At 67.5% G+C, this 11,603-nt stretch carries 15 protein-coding genes and 4 tRNA genes; 10 read left to right on the top strand and 9 right to left on the bottom strand.

Annotation, left to right across the window (positions count from 1 at the left end):
• Positions 1 to 135 precede the first annotated feature (135 nt).
• On the top strand, positions 136 to 1,377 hold the full coding sequence (locus tag ACZ7GX_RS29865; protein WP_498781476.1) for a tyrosine-type recombinase/integrase: 1,242 nt from the start codon (positions 136 to 138) through the stop codon (positions 1,375 to 1,377).
• 17 nt (positions 1,378 to 1,394) lie between these two features.
• On the opposite strand, the gene ACZ7GX_RS29870 is transcribed toward ACZ7GX_RS29865, so the two are convergent.
• From ACZ7GX_RS29870 to ACZ7GX_RS29885, 4 genes are all read right to left on the bottom strand, one after another.
• Positions 1,395 to 1,466: transfer RNA gene (locus ACZ7GX_RS29870), tRNA-Val, on the bottom strand.
• 1 nt (position 1,467) lies between these two features.
• A tRNA-Cys gene (locus ACZ7GX_RS29875) sits at positions 1,468 to 1,539 on the bottom strand.
• 58 nt (positions 1,540 to 1,597) lie between these two features.
• A tRNA-Gly gene (locus ACZ7GX_RS29880) sits at positions 1,598 to 1,670 on the bottom strand.
• Between the two features lie 145 nt (positions 1,671 to 1,815).
• Positions 1,816 to 2,241: an SsgA family sporulation/cell division regulator gene (locus ACZ7GX_RS29885; RefSeq protein ID WP_073893954.1), complete on the bottom strand. Its 426-nt coding sequence runs from the start codon at positions 2,239 to 2,241 to the stop codon at positions 1,816 to 1,818.
• 242 nt (positions 2,242 to 2,483) lie between these two features.
• Between ACZ7GX_RS29885 and ACZ7GX_RS29890 the strand changes: the two genes are divergently transcribed.
• The 4 genes from ACZ7GX_RS29890 to ACZ7GX_RS29905 all read left to right on the top strand — a co-directional run bounded on the left by ACZ7GX_RS29890 (position 2,484) and on the right by ACZ7GX_RS29905 (position 4,485).
• Positions 2,484 to 3,131, top strand: a complete 648-nt coding sequence (locus tag ACZ7GX_RS29890) for an RNA polymerase sigma factor (RefSeq protein ID WP_498781450.1) — start codon at positions 2,484 to 2,486, stop codon at positions 3,129 to 3,131.
• Entirely contained in the window at positions 3,128 to 3,910 is a 783-nt protein-coding gene (locus tag ACZ7GX_RS29895) for an anti-sigma factor (RefSeq protein ID WP_498781452.1), read from the top strand. Before ACZ7GX_RS29890 ends, ACZ7GX_RS29895 begins: the two co-directional genes overlap by 4 nt.
• Positions 3,911 to 3,935: 25 nt before the next feature.
• Entirely contained in the window at positions 3,936 to 4,364 is a 429-nt protein-coding gene (locus ACZ7GX_RS29900) for a TIGR02611 family protein (protein WP_498781454.1), read from the top strand.
• Between the two features lie 49 nt (positions 4,365 to 4,413).
• Positions 4,414 to 4,485, top strand: a tRNA-Val gene (locus ACZ7GX_RS29905).
• A 116-nt stretch (positions 4,486 to 4,601) separates the two neighbouring features.
• Here ACZ7GX_RS29905 and ACZ7GX_RS29910 read toward each other — a convergent pair.
• From ACZ7GX_RS29910 to ACZ7GX_RS29920, 3 genes are all read right to left on the bottom strand, one after another.
• Complete coding sequence (locus tag ACZ7GX_RS29910) at positions 4,602 to 4,985, bottom strand: tyrosine-type recombinase/integrase (protein WP_498781456.1); 384 nt, start codon at positions 4,983 to 4,985, stop codon at positions 4,602 to 4,604.
• A 109-nt stretch (positions 4,986 to 5,094) separates the two neighbouring features.
• Complete coding sequence (locus tag ACZ7GX_RS29915; protein WP_498781458.1) at positions 5,095 to 6,081, bottom strand: integrase core domain-containing protein; 987 nt, start codon at positions 6,079 to 6,081, stop codon at positions 5,095 to 5,097.
• A 137-nt stretch (positions 6,082 to 6,218) separates the two neighbouring features.
• Entirely contained in the window at positions 6,219 to 6,434 is a 216-nt protein-coding gene (locus tag ACZ7GX_RS29920) for an integrase (RefSeq protein ID WP_498781460.1), read from the bottom strand.
• A gap of 85 nt (positions 6,435 to 6,519) precedes the next feature.
• Between ACZ7GX_RS29920 and ACZ7GX_RS29925 the strand changes: the two genes are divergently transcribed.
• From ACZ7GX_RS29925 to ACZ7GX_RS29940, 4 genes are all read left to right on the top strand, one after another.
• Entirely contained in the window at positions 6,520 to 6,837 is a 318-nt protein-coding gene (locus ACZ7GX_RS29925; protein ID WP_498781461.1) for a TOPRIM nucleotidyl transferase/hydrolase domain-containing protein, read from the top strand.
• Positions 6,834 to 7,154 carry a hypothetical protein gene (locus tag ACZ7GX_RS29930; RefSeq protein WP_498781463.1) on the top strand — a complete coding sequence of 107 codons (321 nt, stop codon included), beginning with the start codon at positions 6,834 to 6,836 and terminating at the stop codon, positions 7,152 to 7,154. Before ACZ7GX_RS29925 ends, ACZ7GX_RS29930 begins: the two co-directional genes overlap by 4 nt.
• A 338-nt stretch (positions 7,155 to 7,492) precedes the next feature.
• Positions 7,493 to 7,987: a hypothetical protein gene (locus ACZ7GX_RS29935; protein ID WP_498781464.1), complete on the top strand. Its 495-nt coding sequence runs from the start codon at positions 7,493 to 7,495 to the stop codon at positions 7,985 to 7,987.
• A gap of 286 nt (positions 7,988 to 8,273) precedes the next feature.
• On the top strand, positions 8,274 to 9,122 hold the full coding sequence (locus ACZ7GX_RS29940; RefSeq protein WP_498781465.1) for a hypothetical protein: 849 nt from the start codon (positions 8,274 to 8,276) through the stop codon (positions 9,120 to 9,122).
• Between the two features lie 231 nt (positions 9,123 to 9,353).
• On the opposite strand, the gene ACZ7GX_RS29945 is transcribed toward ACZ7GX_RS29940, so the two are convergent.
• Entirely contained in the window at positions 9,354 to 9,551 is a 198-nt protein-coding gene (locus ACZ7GX_RS29945; protein WP_498781467.1) for an integrase, read from the bottom strand.
• A 376-nt stretch (positions 9,552 to 9,927) separates the two neighbouring features.
• Complete coding sequence (locus ACZ7GX_RS29950; RefSeq protein WP_498781477.1) at positions 9,928 to 10,725, bottom strand: hypothetical protein; 798 nt, start codon at positions 10,723 to 10,725, stop codon at positions 9,928 to 9,930.
• A gap of 306 nt (positions 10,726 to 11,031) precedes the next feature.
• On the opposite strand from ACZ7GX_RS29950, the gene ACZ7GX_RS29955 reads away from it, so the two are divergent.
• A complete protein-coding gene (locus tag ACZ7GX_RS29955; RefSeq protein WP_498781469.1) occupies positions 11,032 to 11,445 on the top strand; it encodes an SH3 domain-containing protein in 414 nt (137 codons plus the stop codon).
• Positions 11,446 to 11,603 lie beyond the last annotated feature (158 nt).

The raw sequence follows: 11,603 nt of genomic DNA on the forward strand, positions 1-11,603 counted from the left end.
GAGTCGAACGGCCCTAACGGGTGGCGATGCCGGTACAAGCGGCCGGACGGCACCTGGGGTAGCAAGGCGGGCTTCTCCTCGGAGAAGGCCGCGAAGGAGTGGGGCGCTGAGCAAGAGGCGTTGATCCGTCGGAACATGTGGATCGATCCGAGGGACGCGGAGACGCCGTTCGGTGAGTTCGCCGAGGAGTGGTACGAGGCGGTCTCGCCGCGTCTTGAACCCAACACCAGGGTTAAGTACCGGTCCTACATGGACAACCATCTGCTGCCGCAGTGGCGTCTGTGGCCCATGATCGGCGTCTTCAACGGCTATGTCGAGATCGAGCGGTGGCTGTCGAGGTTGCACGACGAGGAGTACGCCGAGTCGAGCATCGCCTCGATCTTTGCCACCTTCTCGACGATCCTCAACGCCGGGGTGCGGGCGAAGATCATCCCGGCCAACCCGTGTTACGGCGTCAGGGTCACCGGCGGTGAGTTCGAGAACGAGCGGCTGTTGGCCACGCCGGTGCAGGTGCTGCGCGCGGCGATGAGGTTGTACGAGTCGGAGATGGGACTGTCGGGTTTCACTCTCTGTCTGCTCGACTTCTACACCGGAGGCCGGTGGAGTGAACTCGTCGGCCAGGAGCGGCACGAGTACGACGAGGCCGAGCGGGCGATCACCATCCGGTACCCCCTGAAAGAGGTCAACGGGAAGCTGCTCAAGGCCGGTGCCGAGGTGTCGCACGACCGGCCCACGTCCAGGCCGGATGTAGGCCATGCCACGCCTCGCCGTACGAAGGGCAAGCGGGGGAGGACGAAAACTCCGGCGGGGACGAGGCCGATCGCGTTGCCGCCGAGCATCGCTGTGTTCTACGAGACACTGCTCGACAGCCATCGCGGGTCGTTCGTGTTCACCTCGCCCGAGGGGACGCTGCTGCGCCGGGCGAACTTTCGGCAGCGGTTCTGGCGGCCGGCGTGGGACGGACGCAAGTCCGACCAACCGGGTGCTCGCGGTCACGTTCCGGCGATCCTGCCGTGGATCACCTTTCAAGAGGGCCGGCACACGCACGCGACCTGGATGGTCGAGGACGGGGTGCCGCAGGTCGCACGCCGGGCGAGACTCGGGCAGAAGATGAAGGGCATCGCCCGGGTCTACGACCATGTGACCAGCGTCATGAAGGCTCAGCTGATCAACGGCCTCGAAGCCCGGTGGCTCGGATCGCTGCTGGCGCTCCGGGACGACGAGCTGGCCACAATCATCGGATGGTTCCCGCACCTGAGGGCCACCGCCGCTGACCTACGAGCACTACCCAGGGAGAAGATCGTCTCCGATTCGTCTCCTTTGATCTTGCTCGGAACGCAAGAAGCCCGGCCTCAAGATCGAGGACCGGGCTTCTGACCTGCATGTATAGCTAGTGGACGATACTGGGATTGAACCAGTGACCCCTACCGTGTCAAGGTAGTGCTCTCCCGCTGAGCTAATCGTCCGAGGCGGAGACGGGAATCGAACCCGTGTACAGGGCTTTGCAGGCCCTTGCCTAAGCCACTCGGCCACTCCGCCGTGATTCCTGAAGGCTAGCACCCAGGAGTCAGGCCTGAGCCCAAGGGGCCCTCTGCCGAGCGGATGACGAGACTCGAACTCGCGACCCTCACCTTGGCAAGGTGATGCGCTACCAACTGCGCTACATCCGCATGCCCCGTGGATTACTTGGAACTTTTCCCTTTTGGGGCTTGTCGTTCCGGTCTTCCTCGGTGCGAGAGGAACTTTATTACATGCACCGCAGCGGGATCAAATCGGGGGGTCCTTGACCGCCTCGCGGGCCCGCTACCTGCGCTTTTACGTCAGGTCGTTGGAGATCAGGTGGGTCAGGGCCTCGTCGACGTCGACCCACAGGTGCTCGTTCCCGGGCACGACGACGTCGTAGGTCCGGTCGAGGAAGTCGGCCAGTTCCTGGGCCGAGGCCTCGAACATGGCGTGGCCGGACGGCGAGCTCAGTTCGATCACCACGACCTCGGGGTCGTCGGCGGCCGGGCGGATTCGGACGTCGCCGTCCCCCGCGTCGGCGATCAGGCCGTCGGCGAGCAGGTCGCGGGCGAAGACCCACTCCACCCAGCCGGCACGGCCGGTTCGGAACGCGGCGACTACCGCGTACGGGTCTTTCGTGTCATAGCGAAGCTCCACCTGCACCGGGACGGCCGGGGTCCTCGGCGCCAGCAGGTCGAAGACCGCTGTTGAGCGGAGTGTCACGTGGTCGTTGCGCATCGTCGTTACCCTCTTCTCCCTTCCCGGCCAATGGAACGACCGAGTTCTCTACTTGTGACGTATATGTGGCGAGGAACGCTCGACTCTCGATGGTTTATCACCCGATTGGGGCCATGCAACTCCACTGGGCTACCACCTCGATGCGTTCCGTGTCCACTGGGCCAGGCTGCTCCCATCTTGCTGGGTTTAACCTGAACCCGGTACCGGCTGTTGCGCGAATGTTGGACGTGAGGACCTCTCTGGTGGCTGACTCACCCCCGCCGCGACGCGACCCGGACCTGCGACGTCCCACCGACGTGGAACTCGCCGCGCGGGTGACGGTGGGTGACCGCACGGCGTTCGGTGAACTCTACGACCGGTACGGGAAACCGGCGTATTCGCTCGCCCGGCGGATCTGTGTCGATCCGGGCCTGGCCGAGGACGTCGTCCAAGAGGCGTTCCTGGCCCTCTGGCGCAACCCCGCGGCCTACGACCGCTCACGCGGCGGGTTCGGCACGTGGCTGATGACCGTCGTGCACCACCGCGCGGTTGACGCGGTCCGTCGCGAGAACACCCAGCGTAGACGAAGTGTCCCCTTGGCCGACGAGACCTCTGAGCTCAACGTCACACCGGCGGAAGGCGCGGACCAGGCCGCGTTGACCGCTGTGGTGGGCGCCGAGGTGCGTGAGGCGCTGCAACGGCTTCCCGAAGACCAGAGGCAGGTGCTCGCGCTGGCCTACCTGGGCGGCTACACGCAGATCGAGGTCGCGGCGTTGACCGGCATACCCCTCGGCACGGTGAAATCGCGCACGTTCGCCGCCATCCGCGGGCTGCGCACGGCACTGCGCTCGGTGTGGGCGGGCGAGACCGGCGGCGACGCGCCGGGCAGGACGACGGGAGCACAACGGTGAACCGGGACGACGACCGGTGCCCTGAGGAGGAGCTCGCGGTCGGTTACGCGATGCACGCGCTCGAGCCGGGCGAGGAAGCGTTGATTCGGGCCCACGTGCCGGGATGCGCGCGGTGCCAGGAGACGATTCGCGCCACTCACGAGGTGACGGCCGCGTTGGGCGGGTCGGTCCGCCAGTACGACCCGCCGGAGCGCCTGCGGACGCGTCTGATGGATGCGATCGAGAACACACCTCAGGTGCGCGTGGCGGAGGAGCCGGTTCCGCTCGGATCACGGCGACCTGACCGGTCCGGCGGGTCGGGGCGCAAGCTGCTCCTGGCCGCGGCGGCGTTGGTCGTGGTGGCCGGGATCGGTGTCGCGGGCGTCCGGTTCGGCCAGCTGAACGACCAGGTCGCCCAGCAGGACGTGCGGGCCGGGCAGTTGGAGCGCGCGCTGCGGATCGTGGCCGACCCGGATGCGAGCCGGGCCGTGCTGCAGGACGAGTCGGGTGACGCGGTGGCCGTGCTGCTGTCCGCCGACGACGCCGCCGCGATCGTGCCGACGGATCTGCCGGCCAACGACGTGACGCGGCAGATCTACGTGGTGTGGGGGACCAGCGCGCCGGAGCCTGTGGCGTTGGCCACATTCGACGTCACGGTGAGCGATGCCGACGTGCGACTTCTGGCTTGGTCGCCGGACGCGCACCGGCACAACGGCTTCGGGATCTCGTTGGAAGAAGGCCGCACGGCGCCCGCGCGGCCGTCGAGCGTATTGGCATCGGGCCAGGTAGGCCCCGCGTGAGCGACGAATGAGCGATGATGTGGGCATGAGCACAGAACAGCGCGAAGACACCGACAACGGCGCTCAGCACCTCCGCTGGTTCCGCCGCAACCCCACGCTGAACATGACCTACCGCATCGGTGTCGGCGTGGTGGGTGGCTTGGTGCTGGTCGCGGGCGTGCTGATGATCCCGTACCCGGGGCCGGGCTGGTTGGTCGTCTTCGCCGGGCTGGCGATCCTGGCCACCGAGTTCGAGTGGGCGGGCCGGGTGCTGAGGTTCGCCAAGCGCTACTACGACGCGTGGGTCGCGTGGTTGCGGCGGCAGAACCTCTTGGTGAAGGGCCTCGTGCTGGCCGGCACCGGCCTCGTGGTGGTCGTGACGTGCTGGCTGCTCGGGGTGTTCGCGCTGGTAGGTGGCTGGTTCGGGCTCGAGTGGGCCTGGTTGGAGAGCCCGATTTTTGGTTCGCGGGGATGATGTTGTAAGCTATGGCCACACCGCGAGAGCGGGTGTGAGAACTGAATACGGGCGTTTAGCTCAGCGGGAGAGCGCTTCGTTCACACCGAAGAGGTCACTGGTTCGATCCCAGTATCGCCCACAGTGTGTTTTACCTGGTCAACGGCTCGTAGACGATCTTCGTCTGCGGGCCGTTGATCGTTCGTGGGAGCAAAATGGGAGCAAAAGATCTTGACTACATTTGCTGCTCCGAAGAGGTCACAGGGTTTTGCTCCCATATTGCTCCCAGCGGGCTTGGAGTCCGGCGAGCATGGCGTCGATCATCGGGCGGGTGACGTGGGAGTAGACGCCCATGACGCCGCGGAACTTGTGTCCGATCCTCTTGTGTTGCAGGACCTCGGGGACGCCGTCTTCGATCATCCAGGTCTTGTGGGTGTGGCGCAGGTCGTGGAAGTGCATGTGCGGCTTGATCGGCGGCTGTCCCAGGGTCGAGTCGCCCCGCACGGCGGGTAGCCAGACCCGGCGGCGGAAGTTGGAGCGCCGGTGCAGTCCGCCGTCCTGTCCGGTGAACACGAACCGCGCGGTGGGTTTCTCGCAGCGCAGTTCCGCCAGCAGTTCGGCGAGGAATGTGGGCAGGTGCACGGTGCGGACACTGGCGGGTGTCTTGGGCGGGCCGAGGTGGAGCTTGCCGTGCAGTTCGTGCAGCGCGCCTGTGGGGTACCAAAAGTCAGGCACATGGCCTGACCTGCGGTTAGGCGGCTGTGGGTTCGTACTCGTTGATGAGGCCGCCGAGGACTGGTCGGCGACGTATCGAGGTGCAGCGCGGCTCCGTGATCGGCTGGTCCGGTCGCGGTGGTGCGAGCTGTAGCGCCTGGTGGGGTCGGCGGTGGTTGTAGTGGGCTGTGTAGCGGTCCAGGACCGTTCGCAGGTGGTGTTCGTTGATGATGAGTAGTCGGTCGGTGGCTTCGCGTCTGATGGTGCCGATGAACCGTTCGGCGTGGGCGTTGGCTCTCGGGCAGCGTGGTGGGATTTTCACGACCTTGATGCCTGCGCCGGAGAGGACAGCGTCGAACGAGGTGGTGAACTGGCCGGCCCGGTCCCGGATGAGGAACCGGAAGTCGTCGGCCCGATCGGTCAGGTCCATCAGCAGGTTGCGGGCCTGCTGGGTGGTCCAAGGACCATCGGGGTTGGTGGTGGTGCGGAGGATGTGGACGTAGCGGGTGGCGACTTCGATCACGAAGAAGACGTACACGCGTTTGAGGGTGACGGCGCAGTCGACGTGGAAGAAGTCGCAGGCCAACATGCTCGCGGCCTGTGCGCGGAGGAATCGTCGCCAGGAGGTGTCGGTGTCGCGCTGGGGCGCGGGTGGTATTCGCAGGCGCTTGAGCACGCGGCGAACCGTTGAGGCGGCTACCCGGTGGCCGAGCTTGAGCAGCTCACCTTGGATCCTGCGGTAGCCCCAGCCGGTGTTCTCCCGGGCCATACGCTCGATCAACGCCACGACGGTGTCGTCGACCGGTGCGCGGCCGGTGCGGTGGGGGTAGGTCCACTTCTTCGTGACCAGGCGCCGGTGCCATCGAAGGATGGTGCCCGGTGTCACTAAACGGTGCTCGCGCAGCATCTGGGGGAGTCGGCGCACCAGGGCGGCGAGCACCGCGCGATCGGCCCACTCCAGTCGCGGGCGGGGGTTGGTGCGGCGTAGTACGGCGACTTCGTGCCGCAGTACCAGCAGCTCCACGTCTTTGGCCGCCGATGACCGGCCGAGCAGAACCAGCCAGCCACGAGCCGGACGAAGATCAGGTACAGCAGTCGTAGCACCACACCTCGCGATCCTGCCTCTACGGCTCATGATGTGCGATCACCGCAGCTCAGCGCTCAGATGCAGAGTTGTGGAACCCCACAGGCCAGAGCGGCGAACCAGAATCGGTCCGCGGGCTCGTAGCGGACCGGGCCTGCGAGTTGCCGACGAAGGACCGCGTTCTCGTGCCGCGGCACGAGCAGCCCGGCGTCCTTCGCTGCCTCGCCGCGCAGCAGCACCGACGGGACGGACAGCAACTTCCGGGTCACCTTGTACAGCAGGGACACGATCACCCGGACATGGCCTCAACGCGGCGACACCCCGCTCTACCAGCAGCGATGACTTTTCGAGCGGCACAGGTTCACGTCCATCCCGGAGGTGGAGAAGCGACTGTCCGGTTATCACCACAACGTCCGGTCACAGCTCGACGCGGTCGCCGCCACCAAGCTCTCCGAGGCGTTGTTCTCCAACGCCGCCTTGCTGGTCGAGGGCACCAGTGACAAAGCGGTGCTGGAAGGGCTCGCCGAGGAATCCACGGTGACTTCGCTGCTAAGCAGAGGCATCACCGTCGTCGACATGGGCGGCAAGCACGGCGTCATGCTCGCGCACGCCATCCTGTCCGAGCTGGGCGTCCCTTGTTACGCCGTATTCGACGGCAACAAAGGCAACAGCGCGCGGATGCGCAGGAACGGGTGATCGAGCAGGACATCACCATGCAGGCCTTTAAGGACGCGGCCGACAACCGTAGGATGCTGGCCTACCTGGAGGCCGACGAGGAGGAAGACTTCCCGGAGACCGCCGCGCACGCACGCTGCGCGGTCCTCGAAGATACCCTCGAACCGCTGCTCGAAGCGCAATGGCCCGGCTGGCTCGACCAAGTTGTCGAAGCCGGGCTCGCGACCGGCAACAAGAAGAACGCCCTGCTCTACCTCATCGCCGCCCGCTGCATCACCTCAGCGTCCCCGAAGTTCCTTGAGGACGTTCTGCACCGTGTGCACCGCCTGGTCGGATGACAAGGCGCGTTCCGTCGGTGAGCGGCCTGAGCCCGGCAGACCGCGGCGATAGCCCGGTCGCCGTGCCCTGCCGCAGCGACCTGGCTCTGCCATCGACCAGCCCATGCGCCTGTCAATGGACCTGCACGCCGGGACGGCGAGCAGCCTGGCTCGACCTCAGCGCGGCATGCACCCCGACTCACCCGCCGCACTGCCCTTCTTCGCCCACCACCGCACTCCGGGACAGGCCCCGGACCGCGGGACCACCACGAAGCCCCCATCGGCGCAGGGCTTGGGGTGGTGGACGCTTACTGCCGCACGTTGGTAACGAGCGCGGTGCCCTGAGAGACAGTCCAACTATGTTGAATACCGTCGCCCCCGCCTTGGTCGCGGGTTTCGCAGGACTACTTGGTGTTGTGGTTGGTGGCGCGCTGGAGCCGTACAAGCTCCGTGCTGCCCGGCGCGCACGTGTTCGACAGGATCGGGCGGAGCGTTGTGCCCGGCTCGTCGAGACCACTATGACGTCCCGTACTCGGCTGCTCGCTCTCAACCGCGCTCACCGCCGTGGCATCACCGGCAAGGACTTGGACGAGTGGATGGAGAAGTGCAGAGAGGCCCGCAACGAGTTGCGGCAGGCTGTCGCGGTGATGCACCTGAGTGGCCCGCAGAAACTCATCAACGCAGCGAAAGCGCTGCGCGAGGCGGAGCGGAAGCTCCGGGAGATGCGTTTCGTGCAAGAGGACGATGGCAAGTTCAACCCGGATAGGGCGCCGGAGTCAGTGATGAAGATGGCCGACGCCCTGGAAGCCGCCGTATATGAGTTCGCGCAGATCGCTCGCAGGTACACGAGCTGACCTCTGCGGTCGTATCTTCCTCGTTGTTCGCTCCACCGGGTGAAGTTATCGTTCATGTGATCGGGCTGGGGACCATGAGAGGATGCTGCGCGGACGCTGTGGGAGCGTAGGTCACCGTGAGCCGGACAACGTGGACCCCGCCCGCTGGTCGCCGAGCGGATCGTCCAGGGACTGGTTGCGAAGTGGTCCCTGATTGACGACCTATCTTCGGCCTGTCAACTCGAGTCGGTCGAGCAGGAGCGGTTCGGTGTTCACCAGGCTGACCGCTTCCTCGAAAGAACACGGTGTGCCACCTGAGGACCGCACGAGGGTGCTTGTCGCGGCCAGGCCGAGTGACCTGCCGTCCCGCCTGCTCGACAAGGTCGACCCGGTGACGACCAGGGTGCACTGGTGGTGGAGCGCGTGCGACCGGCTCGACACGGCGGTGGTCACCGCGGCAACCCGACCCCGAGTCGCACCGCGGGGGCACTCGCATCGGATCGACGTGCGGGAACTCGTGGCGGTGGAGGTGATCGTCGAGGTGGCCGGTCCCGACCTTCTGCTCGCGGAGGGGCTGGCGTCGTCGTGGGACGGTCGCCGGAGCACGCTCCGCGAGCGGATCGCCGCTTTCGCGCACGCGCAGGACGATCTCGCGCCGGACGCCGCCCGGCGACGGCGCGGCGGTGGCGGGCGACCGGCCGAGGAGCTGAGGCCCGCGTGGAACGCCGGTGCCCTGGAACTCTGGGACGGGCAGCTCCGGATCAGTCCTGCGGTGCGCGGGGCGATCGGCTCCGCGGTCGACCTGGACAACCTCGTGTGGAGGGGGCAGAACCGGGCGCTGATGCCGCTCGTCGACAGCTGTCGGGCACGGCTCGAGCAGACGGTCCGCTCAAGGGCGAGCACAGCCATCCTCGCCGAGCTGGGCCGGGAGTTCCGCAGCGGAGCACCCGGCGTCGAGGAGGGGGGCGGTCGCGTCACCTTGGAACTCGGCGCGATGGCGTGGGCGGTGTCCACCTCCCGGGTCAGGCTGTCCCGCTCCGACAGGGAGCTGCTGTTCTGCCTGAGGGACACGCGAAACGCACTCGCCCACCTGAGGCCGCTCGACGACGAGGACCTGGACCGCGTGGCCGCCCTCGTGCCCGACCTGACGTGGTGACGGCGCGCCGTCGTGACCTCGTGTCGCGCACCGGTGGCAGGACCGTGGCGTGACGTGAGCGGGTCATCTCGGTTAATGGGTCACCGCAGTCGGTCGCCCGGGATTCAGAGGTTGGTGGGCGTCCGGTGCGTCGGCGCGCGGCGTAGTCCCACTTGTGGGTTATGAGTTTGCGGTGCCAGGCGAGCAGGGTGCCCTGCGTGACCGGGAAGACCTCTCGCCACCGGCGGCGATTCACCAGTGCGGACAGGGCAGCGAACCAGGGCGGTCCGCGGGCACGTAGCGGACTGGACCGGCGAGTTGCCGACGGAGTACGGCGTTCTCGTGGCGCAGCACGAGCAGTTCAGCGTCCTCCGCCGCTTGGCTGCGTTGCAGCGACGCCGGGACGGACAGCCGCTTCCGGGTCACCTTGTATAGCAGGGACACGATCACCGGCCATGCTCCCGAAGACGACGGCGCCCTCGCTCTACCGGCGGCGATGACATTTCGAGCGGCACAGGCTCCGACACCATCGGCGTCTACCACCCCAGCACCGACCACTCCTACCTGCGTAACGCCAACTCCGCGGGCGACGCCACCCATCGCTTCCGCTACGGCGTGGGCGGTGACATCCCGGTTGTCGGGGACTGGAACGGCGACGGCACCACCACCGTCTGCGTCCGCCGCTGAGTCCACGGCGGACGCCGTGATCTCCATGGCGTCCGCCGTCTCGTCCCGCAACCGGGGTGAGGTGTTCGAACCTGCGTGAATGTGCCCGAAGACGAACGCGTGCCGGGCGGGGGCGACACCCGCCCGGCACGCGTTCGTGTCAGGGCAGGCGGACCTGGAAGACCGCGACCCGGGCGTCGTGGCCGTCCACCCGCATGTCCACCGTCTTGGTGTCGATGAACTGCTCCTGGACGGTGCCGTCGCCGGCCAGCCAGTTGATGCGGTCGATTCCGGTGCTGAAGCACCGGCGCTCGGCGTCCAGGCTGGTTGCCTTGAAGTAGTTCGGGTTGTTGGTGTCCGCGGTCCAGAAGACCAGGCGACCCGCTTGGTGGTGGGCGAGCACGCGCTCGGCGTGGATGTTCTTGTGCTTGTTCCACTCGTCGCGCAGGTCGGTGCGCTGGTCACCGTTGTAGGCGTTGGCGATGTAGTGCGAGTTGATCAGCGCGAACTCGAGCGCGGGGTGGTTCTGGTGACGCACCACGACCTCGTTGATCCAGCGGGGCGGCGTCACCCCGCTGATGCCACCGTGCACGAACGTCGTCCTCGAACTCGCCACCTGCCACGGCTGCGGGATCGAGATCGGGACCCGGAACGACGTGTCGTGACGCAGGAACGCGTTGTTGTACAGCGGGCCGAAATAGTGGTCGATCATCGCGGGCTCACCGGTGTCGCCCTCGTTGATCTCCTGCCAGCCGACCAGCGGCCGCACGAGGGGGTCCGCGTTGCAGACGGCGTCGATCGCCGCCTCGCGCGCGCCCAGGTTGTCGCGGCCGATGTTGGCCGTGATGATCGGCAGCCGGATCCATCCGGTCGCCGCGGTGGCTGTTCCCGCACCGGCGGCCAGGGCGCCGAGCGCGACGCCACCACCGAGGGCGAGTGCCCTACGCCTGCTGAGCATTCCGGACACAGATGGTCCCTTCTCGCGGGGTCAGTGGACTTGGCACGTCAAAGTGTCACAGAAGATGGCCGTTTTTGGTCGAGAGATCACCAACTCGCCGCTGGTGCGGCCGGTCGCGGCACTGGTGCCGTGACGGGCGCCTTCGAGACCAAGGCGTAGCAGGCAGCCGCACACATACCGCCCCTGACCAGCGCATTGTGGGAAATCGCGGGTAATTCACACGAAAGGCCCTCGACGATGACTCCCGGTCGCCCGGACCACGGCGGCACCCCGACAGAGGGCAACGAGAGGGGCACGATGAGGAAGATGAACGTCCTGACCCGGACGCTGGTGATGCTGTTCCTCGCGGTGGTCGCCGGGATCTCCGCGGCCGCCCCCGCGAGCGCCGCGGCGGGCCCGTCGGCCGGGTGGTCGACGGTGGAAGCGGACCGCGCGGTTTCGGCCGTGGACAGCGGTTCCTCCGTCACGCCGGCCGCCTTGGCGCACTGCCCCAACGGCTACATGGTCGCGACGTACGGCGCGAACGTCTACAGCGGCTGGGATAGCTTTCGGGTCATCGGCACCGTCCGAGCGGGTGATGTGGTCCGCTGCTACGAGGGTTACGACCTCGGTCGCCGGTACACCGCGTGCGGCGTGTCCAACGGCAACGGCTGGGTCCGGCTGATCGCCAACGACGGCACCCGGGGTTGGTCGCCACAGGCGTGCTTCGCCGACCTGTGACCTGCTGACACGGGGGGGGGGGGGGGGGGGGGGGGGGGGGGGGGGGGGGGGGGGGGGGGGGGGGGGGGGGGGGGGGGGGGGGGGGGGGGGGGGGGGGGGGGGGGGGGGGGGGGGGGGGGGGGGGGGGGGGGGGGGGGGGGGGGGAGGGGGGAGGGAAG

This window comes from Actinosynnema sp. NPDC037264 (assembly GCF_055603705.1).